Below are 18,086 nucleotides of genomic sequence, written 5' to 3' on the forward strand. Positions count from 1 at the left end.
AAAAAGCAACAAGAAAAAATTCCCTTATCCTTATCAGAAAATTTTTACGCTTTTACAGAGTGTGGTTTAAACCTTGATATTTAAGGGAAAGATGGCATTTGAGGACAAAAACAATGAAAATTGTTAATTTTAAACAAAAGATTCTTATTATTTATTGAATTCTCTTGCTAACCCTATGTGATTATGATAATCTACTAACAGAAAACGCAGTGTATCAGCCATTCTACCGAAACTCGCAATTATTTTTACTTGCATTTGGTAGAGATTTGATAGTAGAATAAGCCGCAATGATGATTCATGGATTATTCGGTATTACATACTTCTTTTTTTGAAAATTCCTTTTGGGAGGAGGTGAATGGCATGAACAAAACAGAACTAATTAATGCAGTCGCAGAAGCTAGCGAACTTTCAAAGAAAGACGCAACAAAAGCTGTTGATGCTGTTTTTGATTCAATTCTAGACGCATTGAAAAACGGTGATAAGGTACAACTTATCGGTTTTGGTAACTTCGAAGTACGTGAGCGTGCTGCCCGTAAAGGTCGCAACCCACAAACTGGTGAAGAAATCGAAATCTCTGCAAGCAAAGTTCCTGCATTCAAACCAGGAAAAGCGCTTAAAGACGCTGTTAAATAATCTAGCCTTTAATAAAATTGGCGAAAATATTACATAATTAAGGCCTGTCTACATGACAGGCCTTAATTTTTTGAACACATAAACATAATTCTACATCATATTTTGCGTCTGTTTTTGGATATGTGCTAATATGAAGACGTAAACGTACAACATAAAACAATGATTGGTTTTTTGGGAGGATATTAGATTGACAAATATAAATCACGCACAAATAGAAGAAGCAATTCGAATGATTCTAGAAGCTGTGGGAGAAGACCCTAACAGGGAAGGGTTACTAGATACACCAAAACGAGTTGCAAGGATGTATGAAGAAATTTTTTCTGGCTTAAGAGAAGATCCATCTCAACATTTCCAAACGATTTTTGGAGAAGACCACGAAGAATTGGTTTTGGTAAAAGATATTGCTTTCCACTCAGTTTGTGAGCATCATCTAGTACCATTCTATGGACATGCGCATGTTGCATACATTCCAAGAAACGGTAAAGTTACTGGGTTAAGTAAACTAGCTAGGGCTGTAGAAGCAGTTGCTAAAAGACCACAGTTACAAGAAAGAATCACTTCTACAGTAGCTGATGCAATTATGGGGAAACTTGAACCTCATGGTGTAATGGTCATTGTAGAAGCTGAGCATATGTGTATGACAATGCGTGGTGTTAAAAAACCTGGAGCAAAAACGGTCACATCGGCAGTACGTGGGATTTTTGCAAAAGATTCAAAAGCAAGATCAGAAGTTTTATCATTGATTAAATCCTAGCCAACAATATTTGGGGGTACTTCATATGAAAGAAAAAGTGATGGACTACGTTGTCATAAAAGCGATGGAAGATGGAGTCAACGTTATTGGTTTAACGCGTGGATCAGATACAAGATTCCACCATTCTGAAAAATTAGATGCTGGCGAAGTCATGATTGCTCAATTTACCGAACATACTTCTGCGATAAAAGTCAGAGGAAATGCAAAGATTTTTACTCCTTTTGGGCAAATGGAAAGTGAAAAGAAATAATGTTACTTATAAATTAATGCATAAACCGAGCCACTAATCCCATTGTATGTTATAATGACATGTGCTTTTAAGTGAAACCGCTTAAAAATAATGGTATATGGAAATAATAACAATACATAATTTTGGCTACAAGGGTGATGAAAGGTGAAGGATTTAAACATGTACATGGAAGAACTTAAAAGTTTAATTATTTCAAAAGCAGGACATCCTTACCTTCTTCACTTTTTAGATAAGCCGTTTATTGATGATAATAAACTCTTTCTTCTTGTATCCATGTTAGAGGATTTAGACTTATCGGATGAAGAGATGGATAAATTTATCACTTCAACCATGTTGGTTCAAATAGCCTTGGACACTCATGAACTTGTAACCAATACAACTTTTAAAAATGAAACCACGTCCATTCTGCGAACTAGGCAACTTAGTGTGTTAGCAGGCGATTATTATAGTGGACTTTATTACAAAATTTTATCTGACATTAGTCAAGTGCCTCTTATTCAAGCGTTGGCTGGTGCCATTAAAGATATTAATGAGCAAAAAATTAAAGTCTACCAATCGACAATAGAGGATATTAATGTTCTTTTAGACAGCATTAGAATCATAGAAGCATCGCTACTATTATCTATAGCAGATTTCTTTAATAAAAAGATCTGGTCGGATTATGTGTCAAATTTATTGCTTTTGAACCGTTTGATTGACGAGAAACAAGCCATTGAAAATAAAAACCCATCACCAATAGGGGAAGTATTAAAGAAAATCTTGTTTCCTAATGTGGGCATGCATTTGACGGATGAACAAAGGAATTTCATTGTACGTACTTTAGATCAGTGTATCATTCAAGTAAATAACTTAACTGAGCAAGCTAGGAAATCACTGTCCCCTATTAATGAACAAGTGAAAATCAGATTAGATGCGATAGGTAAGCATAATTTGGTGATTGCCAATTCGTTCGTGGAAGAAGGGTAAACCATGCAACAATCTAAAGAGGAAAAAGTACATAAGGTATTCGAGAAAATTTCTCAAAACTATGACAAAATGAATTCTGTTATCAGCTTCCAACAGCATATAAAATGGCGCAAATCTACTATGAAATTCATGAATGTAAAAAAGGGTTCAAAAGCCTTGGATGTTTGCTGTGGAACAGCTGATTGGACTATAGCATTGGCACATGAGGTTGGAAAAGAAGGAATGGTTAAAGGCTTGGATTTCAGCCAAAACATGTTGAATGTCGGGATCCAGAAAGTCAAAGAACAGCACCTTGAACAGGTTGAATTAATTCATGGCAATGCGATGGAATTACCTTTTGACGACAATAGCTTCGATTATGTGACAATCGGTTTTGGATTAAGGAACGTTCCAGATTATCTTCAGGTTCTTAAAGAAATGAACCGTGTGTTGAAGCCTGGTGGAATGGCAGTTTGTTTAGAAACATCACAACCAACCATGATTGGATTTAGGCAACTTTATTATTTTTATTTCAGATTTTTCATGCCACTATTCGGAAAACTTTTCGCGAAAAGTTATAATGAATATTCATGGTTACAGGAATCTGCGCGTGATTTTCCGGGTATGAAAGAGTTGGCAGTTATGTTCAAGCAAGCTGGTTTTGAAAAAGTTTCATATAAGCCACATAGTGGTGGTGTAGCTGCAACTCATATTGGTTATAAATCAAATAAATAAAAAGTATAGTACTAGATGTTAGGTCTAGCTCTAAGTTCAAGTGATTCAAGTACCCACATATAAGGACGAAATTGTTTAATTGACGTTCCATTCTTAGAGGTTCTTGGGCGTTTCTTAGAAGACTTGATGAAGTAAAGCTGGGTGGAATAAATGAAATTAAAAATGCTGTATTCTTTTTTGAATGCAGACCTACAAATAATTGAAAAAGAATTAGAAGCTACCATTCAAGCCGATTCACCTGTTCTTCGTGAGGCTTCTATGCATTTATTGCAGGCAGGTGGGAAAAGAATTCGCCCTGTTTTTGTGTTATTGGCTTCAAAATTCGGAACACATGACATTCATGTTACGAAGAATGTTGCTGTTGCATTAGAGTTGATTCATATGGCGAGTCTAGTGCACGATGATGTCATTGATGATGCTGAGTTAAGGAGAGGTGTGCCGACCATAAAATCCAAATGGGACAATAGGGTCGCAATGTATACGGGTGATTATATTTTTGCCCGTTCATTAGAATTGATGGCAAATATTCATAACCCAGTTGCTCATCAAATCCTTTCCAATACAATTGTAGAAGTTTGTATTGGGGAAATTGAACAAATTAAGGACAAGTTCAATTTCGATCAGAACATTAAGACATATTTTAGAAGAATTAAACGTAAAACGGCTCTATTAATTGCTACTAGCTGCCAGTTAGGTGCTGTAGCTTCAGGTGTTTCTGAAGAAATTCATAAGAAGTTATTTCTTTTTGGATACTACGTTGGAATGTCCTATCAAATTACAGATGATATTTTGGATTTCACTGCATCTGAAAAAGAGCTTGGGAAGCCAGCTGGAAGTGACTTGTTACAAGGAAATATTACGTTACCAGTTTTATATGCCATGGAGGAAGGTCCAAGTAAGGAATTTTTGAAGTCTATTAATGAAAATTCATCACAAGAAGACATAAACCAGGCTATTCGCTTAATTAAGTCCTCTGGTGCCGTAGAACGGTCTATCGCTGTAAGTGATTTGTATTTGAAAAAAGCGTTGAACATTCTTCGACAATTACCAGAAAACAAAGCGAAAAAAACATTTATGGAAATAGCGAAAAATATCGGGAAACGAAAATTCTAATAGATTTCAGTCATTATATTGCGAATTTTATAAATCAATGATAATATTTTTCGTGGATTGTCCATTTGGATGTCACATACATACAGAAAATAGGAGTGGATTACTAACATGGAAAAAACTTTCTTGATGGTAAAACCTGACGGTGTTCAACGTCAGTTAATTGGTGAAATCGTATCTCGTTTCGAAAAGAAAGGGTTTACATTAGCAGGTGCTAAATTAATGTCTATCTCTCAAGAGCTAGCTGAACAACACTATGGTGAGCACAAAGAGCGTCCTTTCTTTGGTGAACTAGTTGACTTCATTACTTCAGGACCAGTATTCGCTATGGTTTGGGAAGGCGAAAATGTAATTGCAACTGCTCGTCAAATGATGGGAGCAACTAATCCAAAAGATTCTGCTCCAGGAACAATTCGTGGTGACTTTGCTGCTACAGTTGGTAAAAACATCATCCACGGTTCTGATTCACCAGAAAGCGCTGAGCGTGAAATTGGCTTATTCTTCAAGCAAGAAGAATTAGTAGAATATACAAAATTAATGAACGAGTGGATTTACTAATATCAAGTTACTGAATCCATTAAAAACTCTATCTTTTTAGATAGAGTTTTTTTAAATTTAAGTATGTATATATGGGGCAACTATGATAAGTTGTAATGGTAAATTATAGTATTAATGCTACTAGGTAAATGCCGGTGCGTAAGCTAAGCACACCGCCAAGTTTTCTAATGCTAGAAGTGTAAATGCTAATTTCTTTGAATTTTTTGTTAAATTGCTAAAAATCTAAAGTAAATTCCAAGTTATTCCGTTATACTTAATTACTATAATAATATAAGTAAATTACATAGAGATAGAGGAGTAGGATTTCATGTCTCATGACTATCAGGAATTTATCGCACAAGTAAAAGTTTTGACGGGTATCGATCTGAATTTGTATAAAGAAGCACAAATGAAGCGAAGATTGACTTCCTTATATGAAAAGAAGGGCTTTGGTAGTTTCCGTGAATTTCTTTTAGGAATTAAAGCAGATAAACAACTTCTTAACGAATTTTTAGATAGAATGACAATCAATGTGTCGGAATTTTATCGAAACGGAAAACGTTGGGAGGTTTTGGAGGAGAAAATTTTACCACGTCTTTTACAAGCGAATAAGAGCATAAAGGTTTGGAGTGCTGCCTGTTCAACTGGCGAAGAACCATATACCATTGCAATGGTATTATCCAAATTTCTACCTTTATCACAAATTAAGATATTAGCTACGGATATTGATGATAATGTGCTTGCTAGGGCGAAAATGGGTGTGTACCATGATCGCTCACTGAATGAAGTACCATCCTCAATTAAAGCAAAATATTTTGTAAAGCAAGGAGATTATTTTAAAGTAGTCGATCAAGTAAAAAATACTGTTACTTTTAGAAAGCATAATTTGCTGGCTGACCCATTTGAATCAGGCTATGATTTAATCGTTTGTCGCAATGTATTGATATATTTTACCGAAGAAGCAAAAGACCAGCTCTATAAGAAATTTAGTCAAGCATTAAAACCTGATGGAGTTTTCTTTGTGGGAAGTACAGAACAAATTTTTAACCCAGCTCAATTTGGCTTAGAAACTGAAGATACCTTTTTTTATAAAAGGCTCGTTAAAGCACATTGTTGATTTTTCTCGGAAAGTCCGAGATTCACCGGGAATGCATTCGAATATCCTAACTTGCGGTGTTTGTTCAAGGAAGCAAAGTTAAGTCTGTGACAAAAGCGCCGATCAGCTTCCGAACTGCAAGCGGAAATTGAGTACCTTGTGTATAAATCAACAATCATCATTAATTTAGCCTAATAAAAATGTGTAGTATGATAAAAGATAAAGATTCAGGGGTTTGAAATTATATTGATTAATTTCAAACTTTTTTTGTACACAATATTTTTATTTGTGATATAGTGATACATAATCCTATAACGCTTTTAAGCGCTAAAGTACATAGATTCAGGTAAAGGGGGACTTCTCAGTGAGATATTTAACTTCAGGAGAATCGCATGGACCAAAACTAACAACGATCCTTGAAGGTTTTCCAGCTGGAATGCCATTAACAACTGAGGATATCGATAGAGAGCTTTCTCGTAGGCAGAAAGGCCACGGAAGAGGTCGTAGAATGCAAATAGAAAAAGATACTGTAGAAATCACTTCAGGTATACGTCACGGGGCAACACTAGGTTCGCCTATTTGCTTAGTAGTAGAAAATAACGATTGGAAACATTGGACTAAAATAATGGGAATCGAGCCATTGGAAGAAGACGCAGATGAGATAAAAAGAAAGATTACAAGACCACGCCCAGGACATGCAGATTTAAATGGTGGCATTAAATATGGGCATAGAGACTTACGAAATGTTTTAGAAAGATCCTCTGCGAGAGAAACGACTGTTAGGGTTGCTGCTGGTGCGGTGGCGAAAAAACTACTTTCATTGCTTGGGATACATATTGCTTCTCATGTTGTTGAAATTGGGGGAGTAAAAGCTGAGAGAACTGAAGATTTATCTATCTCGGAGATTCAAGAAATTTCAGAAGCCTCACCTGTAAGGTGCCTAGATGAAGATGCTAGTCAGAAGATGATGCTTGCAATCGACGATGCCAAGAGCAATGGTGACTCCATTGGTGGAATTGTAGAGGTGATTGTTGAAGGGATGCCTATTGGTGTAGGCAGCTATGTTCACTACGATCGGAAACTCGATTCTAAATTGGCTGCGGCAATCGTCAGTATCAATGCATTTAAGGGTGTAGAGTTCGGGATAGGTTTTGAAGCTGCTAGAAAATTTGGAAGTGAAGTACATGATGAAATAGCCTGGTCCGAAGAAAAAGGATATACCCGTAAAACCAACCGTTTAGGTGGATTGGAGGGTGGCATGACAACAGGTATGCCTCTTGTAATCCGAGGTGTAATGAAGCCTATTCCAACATTATATAAGCCGTTGAAAAGTGTGGATATTGATTCTAAAGAAACATTTGAAGCAAGTATTGAAAGGTCGGATAGCTGTGCTGTACCAGCGGCAGCGGTTGTCGCAGAAGCAGTAGTTGCGTGGGAGTTAGCTTCAGCAATTGTTGATCAATTCCCTTCTGACAAATTTTCGACACTTTTGAGTTTTATTGAAGAGTATAGAGTAGAAACGAAGGAATTTTAAGTATATGAAGGTACAGCACATTTATACTTCAAGTAAAAAATATCCCGTCATAATTCATAAAAACGCAATAACTTCAATAACTGATATTCTCTTGGGGAAATTCCAACATTATAAAATATGGATTATTACGGATGAAAATGTCGCGCCTCTATATCTCGAATTTGTCACAAATATGATTACCTCAAAACTGCAGACTCCCGTTATTCACACGATCGTACCAGGGGGAGAAGAAGCAAAATCGCTTGCAGTTTTTCAAGATTGTCACACTGAAGCACTTCAATCAGGGTTATCAAGAAAAACGTTAATCCTTGCATTAGGTGGTGGAGCAGTTGGTGACTTAGCTGGATTTGTGGCTGCCACATACATGAGAGGAGTTCCTTTTATACAAATTCCTACTACGATTCTTGCACATGATAGTGCAGTTGGAGGGAAAGTGGCTGTTAACCATCCTCTAGGGAAAAACATGATCGGGACATTTTATCAGCCGGAGGCAGTAATCTACCATCTAGATTTCCTATCTACATTACCTAGAAGAGAAATACTTTCTGGTTTTGCTGAGGCGATTAAACATAGTTTAATTGCTCCAAACTCATTCTATACTGAATTACAAAACCGGATAGTAACATTTGAAGATATTACTGGGGAAAATCTATCTTGGTATTTAGAAGAGGGCATTCTTGTAAAATCCCAAATTGTTGCTGAAGATGAAAAAGAGACAGGAATCAGAGCCTATCTGAACTTCGGTCATACACTTGGCCATTCAATCGAAGCTCAACTAGGTTATGGAGCCATTTCCCACGGTGAAGCCGTTCTAATTGGGATGATTTTCGCCATAAAATTAAGTATAGAGTATACTTCATTGGAGTTCGATGAAGCCGAATTTTATAGATGGGTAGAGCATTTAGGCTATTCATTAAAAATACCTAAAGAACTAGATTCTACAACCTTACTTACCACTATGAAAAAAGATAAAAAGACAACTTCGGACCAAGTCAGGTTTGTACTATTGTCCTCAGTCGGTAACCCAGTTTTGAAAGAATTATCTGATGAAGAAATTTTAAAGGTTTTAAAAACGATGTATTTATAAAAATGAAATTTAGGAAAGGGTGGTAGTATGATAAGGGGAATCAGGGGGGCTACTACCGTCTCTGGAAATGTAGAAAAAGAAATCCTGGAAAATACAGAAGAACTATTGCTACACATAATACAGGAAAACCAAGTGGGACCTGAATCAGTGGCTTCAGTTTTCATTTCTGTAACAGATGACTTATCAGCAGGGTTCCCTGCAAAAGCTCTTAGGAATTTTAAGGAATGGTCATTCGTCCCAGTGATGTGCATGAGGGAAATTCCAGTCCCTGGCTCACTGGAAAAGTGCATTAGAATCATGATGCATGTTAATACAACAAAACCTCAAAATGAAATAAAGCATATCTATTTAAAAGAAGCGATACAGTTGAGACCAGATTTAAGTCAATCCATTAAATAAGGAGAAAACCATCGTGAAATGGAATGAATCCGTCTTATCATTAAAGCCATATCAACCTGGCAGAACAGTCGATGAAGTAAAAAAACAATTGGGTTTAACAGAAATTACAAAGCTGGCCTCTAATGAAAATCCTTATGGTAGTTCAGAGTTAACCAAGCAAGCATTAAGTGAATGGAATCAATCGTTTGCGTTGTATCCTGATGGCTATGCTACCGTATTAAGAAGTGCCTTAGCAAATTTATATAATTTACGCGAGACACAATTGATATTTGGGAATGGCTCTGATGAAATTATACAAATCATATCTAAAAGCTTGCTAGAACCAGGGAAAAACACAGTGATGCCTACACCATCTTTCCCTCAATATAAACATAACGCAGTATTACAACAAGCGGAATCAAGAGAGGTTTCACTTGTGGATGGTGCGCATGATTTAAATGAAATGCTAAATAAAGTGGATGAGCATACATCAGTAGTTTGGTTGTGTTCTCCAAATAATCCGACTGGGTTATATATCAATCATGAAGATTTAATAACTTTTCTTGATCAGGTGCCATCCAATGTGTTGGTCGTATTGGACGAAGCATATTATGAATACGCTACGGCAGAGGATTATCCAGATACCTTGGCATTATTGGATAAGTACACAAATATCATTATCCTACGCACATTTTCTAAGATATACGGCTTAGCAGGTTTCCGAGTTGGTTACGGAATTGCTTCTGAAGAGATTATCTCTAAAATCGAACCGGCACGTGAGCCATTTAATGTAAATAGCATTGGAATGCATGTGGCTGCTAGAGCGTTGGAAGATCAACAATTTATCGATGAATGTAAAAAGAAAAATACTGAAGGTCTGGAACAATATTATCGTTTTTGTAAGGAATCCAACCTTAACTACTTTCCTTCTCAAGGGAATTTTATTCTAATAGACTTCGGAATAGATAGTGATGAGGTTTTTCAATATTTACTAACCAAAGGCTATATAGTTCGCTCCGGAAAAGCATTGGGCTTCCCTACTTCGATTAGGATAACAGTAGGAACAAAAGCTCAAAATGACAATTTGATTCAATTCATGAAGGAATTTATTAAAACGCCGGTCTAAAAACCGGCATTTTTCCTTATGTTGGTATTTAATAATAGGGTTGAGGAGGGGTAGTTAGGATGAGGGGGAATATTTTTGTCATTGGAATTGGCTTAATAGCTGGTTCAGTGGCCCTTTCAATCAAACAAGCTCATTCTTCGGCAGTTGTAGTAGGCTACGATATTAATGAGCAAAATATTCAATTGTCCAGAGCACTAGGGATAATTGATAAAGCTTGCGATAGTTTTGAAGAAGGTGCTAAAGAAGCGGATCTTATTATTATTGGGACACCAGTAAAACAAACAGAAGAAATTATTGAGAAGTTAGCTAATATAAAATTAAAGCCGCAAGTCATCATAACAGATGTAGGAAGTACGAAGAAAAGAATTACAGAAAAAGCACAAATATTAAGCAATCATGGATATACATTTATTGGAGGCCATCCAATGGCTGGATCACACAAAAGTGGTCCAGCGGCAGCTAAGGCACATTTATTTGAGAATGCTTTTTATCTCTTGACGACCTCTAAACATGTGGAAGATAGAAAGCTTGCAGAATTGAAAGTTTGGCTCAGTGGAACAAAGGCACGGTTTTTAGTAGTCGATCCTGATACCCATGATGAATTGACGGGTGTAGTTAGTCATTTTCCACACTTGATTGCGGCTTCATTAGTACATCAAGCAAGAAAGAAAAATCATGAAGATGATTTAGTTACCAGATTGGCAGCAGGTGGCTTTCGAGACATAACTCGAATAGCATCCAGTAGCCCTGAAATGTGGAGAGACATTTTTATACACAATAAGGAAGTACTTATTTCGTTATTGCAAACCTGGATTGAAGAAATGGATTATCTAAAATCAAACCTATTAAACGAAAATGAAATGGAATTGCTCCATTACTTTCAAGAAGCTAAGGATTTTAGAGATGGCTTGCCCCTCCAAAAGAAAGGTGCTTTACCTTCATTTTATGATTTATTTATTGATGTTCCCGACTACCCGGGGGTCATTTCTGAAATAACAGGATTGTTAGCAAAAGAAAGCATTAGTATAACTAATATCCGTATTTTAGAAACTCGTGAAGAAATATACGGAGTCCTAGTAATTAGTTTCCAAACCGAAGATGATAGACAAAATGCAGAAAAGTGCATACAAAGTAATACGACGTATGAAACATATCTTGCATAATTGAAAGGAGCAATTATGAACGTTCTACCATTAACCACGAATGTCTCTCGCTTAAATGGTGAAATACAAGTGCCAGGAGACAAATCTATCTCACACAGATCGATTATGCTTGGCAGTATTGCAGAAGGTAAAACGACAGTTTCTAATTTCCTATCAGGGGCAGATTGTTTAAGTACAATCTCGTGTTTCTCTAAGATGGGGATCGTAATTGATCGAGAGAAAGATTTTGTTACCATCCATGGAAAAGGAGCTTACGGACTTCAAGAACCAGAACAATTATTGGATGTTGGAAATTCAGGCACTACAATACGCCTAATGATGGGGATTCTAGCAGGGCAATCCTTTTACTCCGTATTGGCGGGAGATGAATCGATTGCAAGACGTCCAATGGTAAGGACTGTCCTTCCTCTTCGTGAAATGGGTGCAGTTATTGACGGAAGAATGGAAGGTAAAAGGACCCCCCTCAGTATTAGAGGTGGACAATTGAAACCAATTACATATGAACTACCTGTCGCGAGTGCCCAAGTTAAATCCTGTGTACTGTTAGCTGGACTTTATTCAACAGGTACAACTACAGTTATTGAAAAAGAAAAAACAAGAGATCATACTGAAAGAATGCTCGCGAAATTTGGCGTTAATGTGAAAGTAAATGGTTTGAATGTTTCCGTTGATGGGGGACAAAAGTTAAAAGCGACTCATATTGATGTTCCAGGCGATATTTCATCTGCTGCTTTCTTTTTGGTTGCTGGAGCAATCGTAAAAGACAGTGAAGTTCGATTAAAGAATGTAGGAATGAATCCTACTAGATCAGGAATTATTGATGTACTGAAAGAAATGGGAGCGGATATTGAAATCCACCCTTATTCTGGAAATGTTGAGGAAGAACCTGTGGCGGATTTAATCATTAGAAATTCGACTCTTAGAGGTACAGAAATAAAGGGAAGCCTAATTCCACGATTAATAGACGAAATTCCTATCATCGCTTTATTGGCTACACAAGCAGAGGGAAAAACAATCATTTCAGATGCCAAAGAGCTAAAAGTAAAAGAAACAGATCGAATTCTAACTGTTGTAGAAGAATTGTCTAAACTTGGTGCAAATATTGAAGCCACTGAAGATGGCATGATTGTTCATGGAAAAACTATGCTTACAGGTGGGACAGTAAATAGTCATGGTGACCATAGAATTGGCATGATGCTTTCCATTGCATCCCTTATTTGTAACAGTAATGTTGACTTGGAAGATTCTGAAGCAATCAATGTGTCTTACCCTAACTTCTTTGAGCACCTTCAAAGCTTAATGTAGGAAATGTTGAAATAGCAGGTTTCGTTAAGTTTGTTACTATTTTATCTATGTTTACTTATAGAGTAAATTGAGTAGTGGAACAATGAGACATACTTTATTGTCTAAGGCTGTATTAAAGTCCACTGTTGATATTAGCAGGTTGGTGATGGGAGTGGAAGACGCTAGACTCCTAGGGGATTAGCGCTACAGGCGAGACCCCTGTGAAAGGAAAGCAACGAAGAAGCTCGGCTAACGACTACCGAAAAAGCAAGCGTCTGGAACAAAAATCAACAGCAAATTTAACGGAGCATATTATAAAAAAGGGGGGAAGTCTTTTTGAACAATGGTTTAAAAGACTTCTCTTTCTGTATTTGGATGGATTATCCAACATATTTTCCCTAACCTAATCATACATTGCCTTAAATAGGATTAGAAGAGAGGTAATGGGATGCCCTATGTAGTAGAAAATATGTCTATTGTTCAAAATGGCCTATTGCAAACAACAAACCTTGTCGTAAAAGAAAATAGAATTTATAGCATGTATACACCTGTTAATCGATTGAAATTTATTCGTATGAACTTGGACAAGTATATTATGACTCCAACAAACGTTTACCTGCATTCTTTAGATAAAGAGTTGGATTCAGAGCTTTGGTTGAAGATGCTTCAACTAGGAGCGGACACTCTACTATCTATTTTTAAAACCGATTTTGAATTTAATATAGAGAAAGAGTATAAAAATGCTATTCAGCAACTCGATAACTTCCCCTTAGATTATTCAATTGGAATAAAAATCCCCATTCATCTATTAACTTCAAAGGTAATACGTTTTTGCAAGAGAGAAAAAATCCCTACAATCTTTGTAGAAGTGGGAACCATTGAATCTTTATACCAAATTGCGTGGGAAAGAGTGAAAGAGGACTTATTTCCTTATCAAGCTGTTCTGGTGCCAAGCTTTACAGCTGACCACAAACAAAATATAAATCTTGAAAAGAAATGGAAGGAATTAATGGAGGACCATCGAATACCTACTGCATTTGTTTCCCATCTATTCAACGGAAATCTTAATTTGCAAAATTTGAAGAAATTTGGACTATATCCGAAAAAAGGATTTTTGCATATTGGTGGTGAACTAAACTATAACCTTTATCGAAAGGAAGAGTTTGATACTAATACTCACTTAAATGAAAATAATTATGATAAAATAGATGTTACTGTTTTCAAAAACACTGTAGTCCGAGCTCAAGACAAATTTTATCAACCGGTTGGGCTTGGTAAAAGGCTTGAAATAAAAGTCCCTGGTTTTTTTCTATAATACTATTGGGATAAATAATGGTCTGTTTTGCAAACACCGGACAACATTCACTAAAAAACAACAACCTTTGTAATAAGCCTATAATAATATAGAATGGCAGGATTATTTACTTATGAAAAATACATCAGAAATCATCATTGATCTTTTTAAAAAAGGTAATCTCCAACAAGCGGAAAAGAAAATAAAGGAATTAGCTGCTTCCAATGATTATGAAGAAATATTATTAACAGCAGAAGAAGCGATGGAATTAGGTTTTTTTGATCACAGTATTCCATTGTATGAAGCATTGTTAGAGGGTTATCCAAACGAAGGAGAATTAATCATAACTCTAGCAGAATTATATATGGAACAGGATCGAGAAGAAGAAGCCCTGCAACTACTCTCTCAAGTCAAACAAGACGATGAAATGTTTGCTAGTGCATTGCTATTAGAAGCGGATCTTTACCAAATGCAAGGTTTAAGTGAAGTGGCTGAACAAAAATTAGCTAAAGCAAAACTTACGTTACCGAATGAGCCAATCGTGGATTTTGCACTTGCGGAACTTTATTATCAAGAAGGCCGTTTTGGACGTGCAATCGATAGTTACAAAAAAGTTAGGGAAAGTCATGTTGAACTTGCAGGCGTAAATATTGATCAAAGGTTAGCTGAATCTTATAGTAACAGTGGTCAATTTGAAGAAGCCCTACCTTATTACGAATTGGCAATTGCAGATAAGACTGAATTAAACACGTTATTTGAATATGGATTTACAGCATATCAAGCTGGATATCCAACCAAAGCGATACAGCTTCTAACAGAACTGAAAAATATGGACCATGAATATCACTCCTTATATGTCCCGTTAGCTAGTGCTTATGAACAATTAGAGGAATTGGAGCAAGCACTTGAAACCATGGAACAGGGAATCAAAGTAGATGAATTTAATAAAGAATTATTCTTTAAGGCAGGTAAACTTGCTTTAAAACTTCAAAAAACTGAAAAGGGAATTGAGTTTTTTAGACAAGCAATCGCCCTAGACCCAGGATATTTAGAAGCATCGTTAACATTAATAAAAATTTTTCAGCATGAAGAGCGATATGATGAAGTGGTTGAAACCATTGAATCAATAAGGAAGTACGGGGAAGACGACCCTCAATTTGACTGGATGCTTGCAAGCGCATATCAACATCAAGAGCAATATTCACTGTCATTAAAGCATTATGAAGAAGCATATAATTTCTTTAAAACCAATCCAGAATTTTTAGAGGATTTCGGATATTTTCTATTAGAAGAAGGTAAGTTCAATGAAGCAGAAGAAATATTTAATAAATTGCTTGAATTGGACCCAACCAACGAAGAATTTATCCAAGTAGTCGAACGATTGGGCGAAAACTAAGTGGTAAACAATTATTAAGGACAAGGGAGGGAATTTACCATGACAGCCCCTGTTTCTGTGAACGAGAAAAAAGAATTCATCAGATGGTTTTTAAACCACTACCAATTGAAACGAAGAGAATGTGTGTGGATCTTAAATTATTTAATGAGCCACGACCAACTTATGAACAAAGTCCATTTTGTTGAACAGGCACAATATTGTCCAAGAGGTTTAATTATGTCGACTCATTGTGTGGAAGAAGCACCTTTTCGTTTTTACAAATCGAACATCATGACGACTGATGCAGAAAAATCATTTCATGATATACGTTTAAACAGAGAAGAAGAGATTTATATTCAATTAAATTTCCGGTCTTCCTATGCTTCTCACCAATATGCTGGGGTGTTAGAAGAAAACCCATACAAGCCGAAACTATTGAAGGCTAATGAAAAGGATAAACTCCTGGCTGAACAATTCCTTGAAACGGCATTAGTAAATTATCAGCGAGAAAAACTGCTGGAATTGATTGATAAAGCATTAGATGACCAAGATGAAACATCATTTATCAAATTAACAGCACAATTGAATAAATTATGAAAAACCATACAAATTTGTGTGGTTTTTCTTTTTGGGATGTGTTTCTAAGCTGCATTTGTTACAATATATCAGTATGTATTGGGTTTATACAATTAAATGGAACATTCAAAAATGAGGTGTAAAAAATGAAATGGATTGCACAAGATGTAGATTTATACTCACAATCGAAGGAATATGTAGATACAGTATTGATTCCATTGTGTCCATTGTCACTAGGAACACAAATGAAGCAGCTTGCTTCGATGTATGAATTTAATACAATTCTAACTAATGAAATTGAAAGACAATTCAAAGGGAGATTATTTTTATTTCCTGCTGCCACATATTTTACTGACTGGACAAAAGAAAAAAAACTGGAGTTCATTCATGAATGGACTAGTAAATTATCAGTCGATGGTGTCAAACATGTATTTTTTATCACATCTGACTCTGAATGGAAAGAAATTGAATCAGAAATGGAAGGTACATTGATTTGGTCACCATATATTCCTATGGATCATGTCGAAGATAAATACAAAAGGTCCATGATGGAGGACCAAGTAAAGCAATTGTTACATATTTTTATCCAAAAATGGCGACAATAGTTTCAAAGGTCCAATAATGATATTCCACTATAAAACAGAATCAAATTTCTAATCGTCCCGTTTCATTGAATAGCTTTACTTAGACCTTTGAGAGTGATTATCAATCTCTAACATAGTCACATAGTTGCCATCTTTTCTCCTTATCAGATTATTGACCTGTTGGACATATTGATATATCATTGTAATGTCTTAGTTTTGTAGTGTAACTATTTATGTCCGTTGGACTCAGCTTAGCGATAGAGGGGGGAAAAATATGAGCAAACATCGAGTATCAAGACGTCAATTCCTGAACTACACATTAACTGGTGTAGGTGGCTTCATGGCTGCAGGTATGTTAATGCCAATGCTTAGATTTGCTGTTGATCCTGTATTAAAAGCAGGAGGAAAAGCAGACTACATTGCTACTAAATTAAAAATCAGTGATGTAACTGAAGACCCGCAACGCGTGGACTTTACAGTAGAAGTTGTCGATGCATGGTACAAGTCTGAAGAAACGAGAACTGCTTGGGTTTACAAAGATGGTGATAATATTGTTGCTTTATCTCCGGTATGTAAACATTTAGGCTGTACAGTTGACTGGAATACGGATAAAAGTAATCCAAACAAATTCTTCTGTCCATGTCATTATGGATTATACGACAAAGACGGGAAAAATGTGCCGGGAACACCACCTCTTGGGCCGTTAGATCGATACGAGCACAAAGAAAAAGATGGAATACTTTACTTAGGCGCAGTAAAACCACAGAAGGGGGCGTAATAATTGTTAAACAAGATTTATGATTGGGTTGACGAGCGATTAGATATTACGCCTTTGTGGCGAGATATTGCTGACCATGAAGTACCAGAGCATGTTAACCCTGCACATCATTTCTCAGCATTTGTATATTGCTTTGGTGGGTTAACATTCTTCGTTACAGTAATCCAGGTTCTATCCGGTATGTTCTTAACAATGTACTATGTACCTGATATCAAAAACGCTTGGGAATCTGTATATTATTTACAAAATCAAGTAGCATTTGGACAAATTGTCCGTGGTATGCATCACTGGGGAGCAAGCTTAGTTATAGTAATGATGTTCCTACATACTTTACGTGTGTTCTTCCAAGGTGCTTACAAAAAACCTCGTGAACTTAACTGGGTTGTTGGGGTTTTAATCTTCTTCGTAATGCTTGGATTAGGTTTCACTGGATACCTATTGCCATGGGATATGAAAGCGCTATTTGCGACTAAAGTAGGTCTGCAAATTGCAGAATCTGTTCCATTTATCGGTGGAGCAATCAAGACATTATTAGCGGGTGATCCACACATCGTTGGTGCCCAAACTTTAACTCGTTTCTTTGCGATTCACGTATTCTTCTTACCTGCTGCTTTATTTGGATTAATGGCAGCTCACTTTATGATGATTCGTAAGCAAGGTATCTCTGGACCGCTATAAGAAACAATAGATGAACATTATTTCACCTTTTAAAAAAGGAGGGGGATTGCTCGATGCATCGTGGAAAAGGTATGAAGTTCGTAGGAGACTCACGTGTTCCTGCTGGACGCAAGCCTAATATTCCGAAAGATTATTCGGAATATCCAGGAAAAACAGAAGCTTTCTGGCC

The 18,086-nt window shown here is 36.4% G+C and carries 20 protein-coding genes and 1 pseudogene; all 21 read left to right on the forward strand.

What is annotated here, in order from left to right; translation table 11 throughout:
* Nucleotides 1–360 precede the first annotated feature (360 nt).
* On the forward strand, nt 361–633 hold the full coding sequence (gene hbs, locus DBX25_RS12395; RefSeq protein ID WP_157950961.1) for a non-specific DNA-binding protein Hbs: 273 nt from the start codon (nt 361–363) through the stop codon (nt 631–633).
* Between the two features lie 187 nt (nt 634–820).
* Nucleotides 821–1,387, forward strand: coding sequence for a GTP cyclohydrolase I FolE (gene folE, locus DBX25_RS12400; protein WP_108671119.1), 567 nt, complete (start codon nt 821–823; stop codon nt 1,385–1,387).
* A gap of 25 nt (nt 1,388–1,412) precedes the next feature.
* Entirely contained in the window at nt 1,413–1,637 is a 225-nt protein-coding gene (gene mtrB / locus DBX25_RS12405) for a trp RNA-binding attenuation protein MtrB (protein WP_108671120.1), read from the forward strand.
* Nucleotides 1,638–1,781: 144 nt separating this feature from the next.
* Nucleotides 1,782–2,603 carry a heptaprenyl diphosphate synthase component 1 gene (locus tag DBX25_RS12410; protein WP_108671121.1) on the forward strand — a complete coding sequence of 274 codons (822 nt, stop codon included), beginning with the start codon at nt 1,782–1,784 and terminating at the stop codon, nt 2,601–2,603.
* Nucleotides 2,604–2,606: 3 nt separating this feature from the next.
* Nucleotides 2,607–3,317, forward strand: coding sequence for a demethylmenaquinone methyltransferase (locus tag DBX25_RS12415; protein ID WP_108671122.1), 711 nt, complete (start codon nt 2,607–2,609; stop codon nt 3,315–3,317).
* A 150-nt stretch (nt 3,318–3,467) separates the two neighbouring features.
* Nucleotides 3,468–4,430, forward strand: coding sequence for a heptaprenyl diphosphate synthase component II (gene hepT, locus DBX25_RS12420; protein ID WP_108671123.1), 963 nt, complete (start codon nt 3,468–3,470; stop codon nt 4,428–4,430).
* A gap of 108 nt (nt 4,431–4,538) precedes the next feature.
* Complete coding sequence (gene ndk, locus DBX25_RS12425; protein ID WP_108671124.1) at nt 4,539–4,985, forward strand: nucleoside-diphosphate kinase; 447 nt, start codon at nt 4,539–4,541, stop codon at nt 4,983–4,985.
* A 307-nt stretch (nt 4,986–5,292) separates the two neighbouring features.
* Entirely contained in the window at nt 5,293–6,081 is a 789-nt protein-coding gene (locus DBX25_RS12430) for a CheR family methyltransferase (RefSeq protein ID WP_108671125.1), read from the forward strand.
* 343 nt (nt 6,082–6,424) lie between these two features.
* Nucleotides 6,425–7,594 (forward strand): chorismate synthase, encoded by a 1,170-nt coding sequence (gene aroC, locus DBX25_RS12435; protein ID WP_108671126.1) that lies wholly within the window; start codon nt 6,425–6,427, stop codon nt 7,592–7,594.
* 4 nt (nt 7,595–7,598) lie between these two features.
* Entirely contained in the window at nt 7,599–8,681 is a 1,083-nt protein-coding gene (gene aroB, locus DBX25_RS12440) for a 3-dehydroquinate synthase (RefSeq protein ID WP_108671127.1), read from the forward strand.
* 27 nt (nt 8,682–8,708) lie between these two features.
* Nucleotides 8,709–9,080 carry a chorismate mutase gene (aroH, locus tag DBX25_RS12445; RefSeq protein ID WP_108671128.1) on the forward strand — a complete coding sequence of 124 codons (372 nt, stop codon included), beginning with the start codon at nt 8,709–8,711 and terminating at the stop codon, nt 9,078–9,080.
* A gap of 13 nt (nt 9,081–9,093) precedes the next feature.
* Nucleotides 9,094–10,185, forward strand: coding sequence for a histidinol-phosphate transaminase (hisC, locus tag DBX25_RS12450; RefSeq protein ID WP_108671129.1), 1,092 nt, complete (start codon nt 9,094–9,096; stop codon nt 10,183–10,185).
* Between the two features lie 59 nt (nt 10,186–10,244).
* The gene (locus tag DBX25_RS12455) at nt 10,245–11,348 is read left to right on the forward strand and encodes a prephenate dehydrogenase (RefSeq protein WP_108671130.1); all 1,104 of its coding nucleotides are present in this window, start codon (nt 10,245–10,247) and stop codon (nt 11,346–11,348) included.
* Between the two features lie 15 nt (nt 11,349–11,363).
* Entirely contained in the window at nt 11,364–12,653 is a 1,290-nt protein-coding gene (aroA, locus tag DBX25_RS12460; RefSeq protein WP_108671131.1) for a 3-phosphoshikimate 1-carboxyvinyltransferase, read from the forward strand.
* Nucleotides 12,654–13,080: 427 nt separating this feature from the next.
* Nucleotides 13,081–13,947: a hypothetical protein gene (locus DBX25_RS12465; RefSeq protein ID WP_108671132.1), complete on the forward strand. Its 867-nt coding sequence runs from the start codon at nt 13,081–13,083 to the stop codon at nt 13,945–13,947.
* 112 nt (nt 13,948–14,059) lie between these two features.
* A complete protein-coding gene (locus DBX25_RS12470) occupies nt 14,060–15,322 on the forward strand; it encodes a tetratricopeptide repeat protein (protein WP_108671133.1) in 1,263 nt (420 codons plus the stop codon).
* A gap of 39 nt (nt 15,323–15,361) precedes the next feature.
* The gene (locus tag DBX25_RS12475; RefSeq protein ID WP_108671134.1) at nt 15,362–15,898 is read left to right on the forward strand and encodes a ReoY family proteolytic degradation factor; all 537 of its coding nucleotides are present in this window, start codon (nt 15,362–15,364) and stop codon (nt 15,896–15,898) included.
* Nucleotides 15,899–16,023: 125 nt separating this feature from the next.
* Entirely contained in the window at nt 16,024–16,482 is a 459-nt protein-coding gene (locus tag DBX25_RS12480) for a YpiF family protein (RefSeq protein WP_108671135.1), read from the forward strand.
* Nucleotides 16,483–16,735: 253 nt separating this feature from the next.
* Entirely contained in the window at nt 16,736–17,239 is a 504-nt protein-coding gene (locus DBX25_RS12485; protein WP_108671136.1) for a QcrA and Rieske domain-containing protein, read from the forward strand.
* Between the two features lie 3 nt (nt 17,240–17,242).
* Nucleotides 17,243–17,917 carry a menaquinol-cytochrome c reductase cytochrome b subunit gene (gene qcrB / locus DBX25_RS12490; protein ID WP_108671137.1) on the forward strand — a complete coding sequence of 225 codons (675 nt, stop codon included), beginning with the start codon at nt 17,243–17,245 and terminating at the stop codon, nt 17,915–17,917.
* A 53-nt stretch (nt 17,918–17,970) separates the two neighbouring features.
* Nucleotides 17,971–18,086: pseudogene (locus DBX25_RS21365) on the forward strand (menaquinol-cytochrome c reductase cytochrome b/c subunit); the annotation flags it as partial.

Source organism: Peribacillus acanthi (genome assembly GCF_003073175.1).
Lineage (GTDB): Bacteria > Bacillota > Bacilli > Bacillales > DSM-1321 > Bacillus_BN > Bacillus_BN acanthi.

What these genes read in the sequence shown, in the direction of transcription:
- DBX25_RS12455 (WP_108671130.1), top strand. Translation starts at nt 10,245, where the DNA reads ATGAGGGGGAATATTTTTGTCATTGGAATTGGCTTAATAGCTGGTTCA.
- aroA (WP_108671131.1), top strand. Translation starts at nt 11,364, where the DNA reads ATGAACGTTCTACCATTAACCACGAATGTCTCTCGCTTAAATGGTGAA.
- mtrB (WP_108671120.1), top strand. Translation starts at nt 1,413, where the DNA reads ATGAAAGAAAAAGTGATGGACTACGTTGTCATAAAAGCGATGGAAGAT.
- aroB (WP_108671127.1), top strand. Translation starts at nt 7,599, where the DNA reads ATGAAGGTACAGCACATTTATACTTCAAGTAAAAAATATCCCGTCATA.
- DBX25_RS12475 (WP_108671134.1), top strand. Translation starts at nt 15,362, where the DNA reads ATGACAGCCCCTGTTTCTGTGAACGAGAAAAAAGAATTCATCAGATGG.
- DBX25_RS12485 (WP_108671136.1), top strand. Translation starts at nt 16,736, where the DNA reads ATGAGCAAACATCGAGTATCAAGACGTCAATTCCTGAACTACACATTA.
- aroH (WP_108671128.1), top strand. Translation starts at nt 8,709, where the DNA reads ATGATAAGGGGAATCAGGGGGGCTACTACCGTCTCTGGAAATGTAGAA.
- DBX25_RS12480 (WP_108671135.1), top strand. Translation starts at nt 16,024, where the DNA reads ATGAAATGGATTGCACAAGATGTAGATTTATACTCACAATCGAAGGAA.
- DBX25_RS12415 (WP_108671122.1), top strand. Translation starts at nt 2,607, where the DNA reads ATGCAACAATCTAAAGAGGAAAAAGTACATAAGGTATTCGAGAAAATT.
- ndk (WP_108671124.1), top strand. Translation starts at nt 4,539, where the DNA reads ATGGAAAAAACTTTCTTGATGGTAAAACCTGACGGTGTTCAACGTCAG.
- DBX25_RS12465 (WP_108671132.1), top strand. Translation starts at nt 13,081, where the DNA reads ATGCCCTATGTAGTAGAAAATATGTCTATTGTTCAAAATGGCCTATTG.
- DBX25_RS12470 (WP_108671133.1), top strand. Translation starts at nt 14,060, where the DNA reads ATGAAAAATACATCAGAAATCATCATTGATCTTTTTAAAAAAGGTAAT.
- hbs (WP_157950961.1), top strand. Translation starts at nt 361, where the DNA reads ATGAACAAAACAGAACTAATTAATGCAGTCGCAGAAGCTAGCGAACTT.
- DBX25_RS12430 (WP_108671125.1), top strand. Translation starts at nt 5,293, where the DNA reads ATGTCTCATGACTATCAGGAATTTATCGCACAAGTAAAAGTTTTGACG.
- hepT (WP_108671123.1), top strand. Translation starts at nt 3,468, where the DNA reads ATGAAATTAAAAATGCTGTATTCTTTTTTGAATGCAGACCTACAAATA.